The sequence below is a fragment of the Gelidibacter sp. genome (assembly GCF_035515035.1).
Taxonomy (GTDB): domain Bacteria; phylum Bacteroidota; class Bacteroidia; order Flavobacteriales; family Flavobacteriaceae; genus Gelidibacter.
The window spans coordinates 1-3276 of sequence record NZ_DATJCA010000036.1; the positions used below are offsets into that span (position 1 = coordinate 1).

Consider the following 3276-nt stretch of genomic DNA (forward strand, 5'->3'; position numbering starts at 1 on the left):
CTCGGTCCTCTAAGGTGATTTGCAATTAGAAAGGGCTCTGGTGTTGGCAGGTCTGTTTTGGGACCTACAATATATAGCCCTCTTCGGACAGAAATGAGTGCCTTACTTTTGATGAGTTCACTGATTTTATCATTTGGACGCTGATACTCACTGAGTAAATCTAAGATTAAATGTCTGGATATAGGAGCTTCGGCATATTCCTTTATCATCTTTCTGAAATCCATACTGTAATTATTACATAAGTTAATCGGATTTTTTCCGACTTACTAATGTAAATATAGCAATTAAATGTAATAAAATAGATATATAGTCGGTATTGTTCCGATTATATGTTTAAATAATGACAACCATGTTGTGAATCTTTGTTCTAATTCGGGTTATTGATATGCCGATGTGATACTTGTAACGCGATATGGCGTTCGCCATCTTTTTCATTCAGTTCCAAAACAGCCCGACGCTGATTGGACAGCGAAAATTTGGGTACGACATATACTAATCTTACCGTTTCATTTTTTGAAATTCTGGAAGGCATATAGTGTCGGAACAGTGGTTCGTGATACAGTTTTTGTAAAGATCTTTTTTTTCCCTTCTGTCTCGTTACTGTGGAGAGGTTAAGAAAATTGACATCGTAATCTAAGGTGGAATTATTTTTGATCTGAATAACAAAGTAAAGTTCATCGGAATCAAACACGATATTTTCAACACGCAACTCAAGCTCTTTCTGCTCTTTTTTGATATTACCTTTCTGTTGATTTTTTTCAAGAAGATAGGAACAGAATTTTTGATAGTAAAAATCCTTGTTATTGATCTTGATTTCCTTGGATGCAACTTGAATGGAGTCTTTTATTCTTGGTTTTTCGTTCCCGATGCTACTGGATTTCGGTATGAAATAATTGAGCCTTGAAAGGGATGCTTTATAACTCACAATATAGGAGAAAACAGAACCATCGCTGTTGATCACCAAAAGATTGCTTTCCTTTCCGGGTTTTGCCTGGAGCAGACCAAAATACTGTTCCTTTTCACGGTTATAGGTAAATACGAAATTCTCTGCCCCAGTGATGCCATGCCGAATGGGGCCAGGGAAAAAGAGGGCTACGTTTTTGATGTTATTGGCATAAATAGTGTCCAGTATTTGCGATGTTTGCAATGTATCTTGTGCCGAGCAAGGTCGAGGTAAAATGGCGGAAACAATAAGAGTCGAAATGATAAAATATGTTTTCATAAGAGTTCGTTTTTAAATGCCTATTATGGGCTTATGGTTTTAAAATAAGTCGGTAGTTGTTCAGTACGGTCACTTTTACGCTCCGATTATTGCGTTTGAGCACTTTGGTAATACCGTCCACCTGCGGAACACCCGGAATATTGATGTCGCCCATGATGTCGCCCACAACTTCATGGGTTGCTTCAGCTCGAAAATTATTTTCAATATAAATGCCCTCGCTACCATCCTGTAGATCGTAGGCTCTGAGCTTGGTGGGGTGGTGTTGGATGGTCTCGATGTTGATCAGCGCACGATTGGGCTGAAAACTGATAAACCCAAAAACAAGTGTGTTTCTCGGTATTTTCCTGTTGTTGACCAGTGCATCCTCTGCAAGGCGCATTCTCAAACGGCTATTTGTTTTGACCACTTGATCGCCATCTACAATGACATGGATGGTTTGGTCTGTAGTCCCCATAACCAAAGTGGCATCAGGTTTTGGAGCTGATGCAAAAAACAATTGATGCTCCAGACCCATCTCCTTGGCTTCGACCAGTTGTTCCCTTTTTAGTTCTGCAGAATCTATTTCTTGGATTTTTTTGGTGGCAATCTTTTTATTGCCAAGATTCTGATAGGTGCGTTCTGAATATTTTATTTTTCCTACCGCATAAATGCTGTCCACGATGCGCTCTTTTTCGCGCTCGGGAAGTTTTCGATCATAAAAGCCAAGCGAATCGATCAGTTTTTCATCATAAATGCTGGGTGCATTGGTTTCCCTCACTTCCTTAAGGTCGTTAATAGCGTCCAGTTTGGACTGGTACTGTTTTTGGTTTTCTTCCAATGGCGGTACCAAAGTGTGCTCAAGGTTTTGGCCTTCGTTGTCATCCTTGCCCATGACCATCAGGGAATAGGAAATCAGGAATAGGAAAATAACGGCCAATACGGTGGCAAAGACAATTTTATTTTTTTCTATTTTTATTGGGAATCTTTTTTAGGGTGTTTTCAAAGTAATCGGTAATCAATAACCCGTGCGGATTGTTGGGGAAGTTCCGATCTACCAACATCAGGTTGCCGGTGGATACAAGTTCATAGGTGTCGATGATCGACCCTCGGTTGATTTCAAAAAAAGTGGTGGTCATAAATTTATGGATGCCGTTGGATTCCGTGATCTTTGAATCAATGTTCAGCACTTTTTGGACCAATGAATATTGCAGCAACCGGTTATAGACACCATCTGCTTTTTTCTGTCGGTACAGATTGTCCACGGAACTATTGCCCAACCAAAGTGCTTTTTTCAAATGCCGTTCGTAATTGCTCGCATCGATATTGTAGAAATAGGTATGGAACAGGTCCAAATGCGAAAGCGCTTCCACTGCGAAGTTTTCTTTCTGGGTGACCAATGTTAATGGAATGATACTGCCGTCGGTATTTATTGCAAAAGCACTGTTTAATGCATTTTTGTGGGTGGTATAGGCTGTCCAAAGAGAAAACGTACTTGCAATAAAAGCACAGATGACCACGGCCAATACGATGAGCCTGTTCAACATTAAGATCTTATAAATATTTTGATAGGGTGTTTTCATTGTTGTAAGGATTAATTGGTAAATAGCCTGATCGTAAAGGAGGTGGCACGTGCATAGAGCCTGAATTTCAGGAACACGATAAAGCCGACCGATCCTAACTGGACCACCGGTGCAAAGAATCCCTGCCCAGTATCCGTTCCGAATAGATTGGTCCAAAAATTGGTGTTAATTTCCGTGTAGAGGGCATTGATAAAGATGTTGACCAAAAAGAAAGCCGGTACCAGCATATAAACGGCAGCATAAAGTCTGAAAAATGAATAGGCGAGTGACCTGAATTTCTCAAATACTGCCAAGCTTATGACCAACGGAAAAAATGCCTGCATGATCCCCAAAAGAAAGAAGCGTTCGGCTAAAAAAAGTGGATAAATAAATAGATCAAGGAGCCAAAGGATGACACTTAGGATGAACGCCAAAATCTTGAACCCATATAATGGCGTAATCAAATCTTCATATAGCAAGGTCATGGCCATGCTGGCAGCATCAAAAAGCCCACGT

At 40.2% G+C, this 3276-nt stretch carries 4 protein-coding genes and 1 pseudogene; all 5 read right to left on the reverse strand.

Translation table 11 applies throughout. The annotated features are described in order from the left end of the window. Positions 1–224, reverse strand: a 224-nt coding sequence (locus tag VLZ86_RS02780; RefSeq protein WP_325448495.1) for a hypothetical protein, incomplete at its 3' end; no start/stop codon positions are given. Positions 225–367: 143 nt separating this feature from the next. Further along, on the reverse strand, positions 368–1222 hold the full coding sequence (locus VLZ86_RS02785; protein ID WP_325448497.1) for a DUF4138 domain-containing protein: 855 nt from the start codon (positions 1220–1222) through the stop codon (positions 368–370). Positions 1223–1253: 31 nt separating this feature from the next. Continuing rightward, positions 1254–2177 carry a conjugative transposon protein TraM gene (gene traM / locus VLZ86_RS02790; protein ID WP_325448501.1) on the reverse strand — a complete coding sequence of 308 codons (924 nt, stop codon included), beginning with the start codon at positions 2175–2177 and terminating at the stop codon, positions 1254–1256. Beyond that, positions 2158–2781: a conjugal transfer protein TraK gene (locus VLZ86_RS02795; RefSeq protein ID WP_325448499.1), complete on the reverse strand. Its 624-nt coding sequence runs from the start codon at positions 2779–2781 to the stop codon at positions 2158–2160. Before VLZ86_RS02795 ends, traM begins: the two co-directional genes overlap by 20 nt. Positions 2782–2792: 11 nt before the next feature. Next, positions 2793–3276: pseudogene (locus VLZ86_RS02800) on the reverse strand (hypothetical protein); the annotation flags it as partial.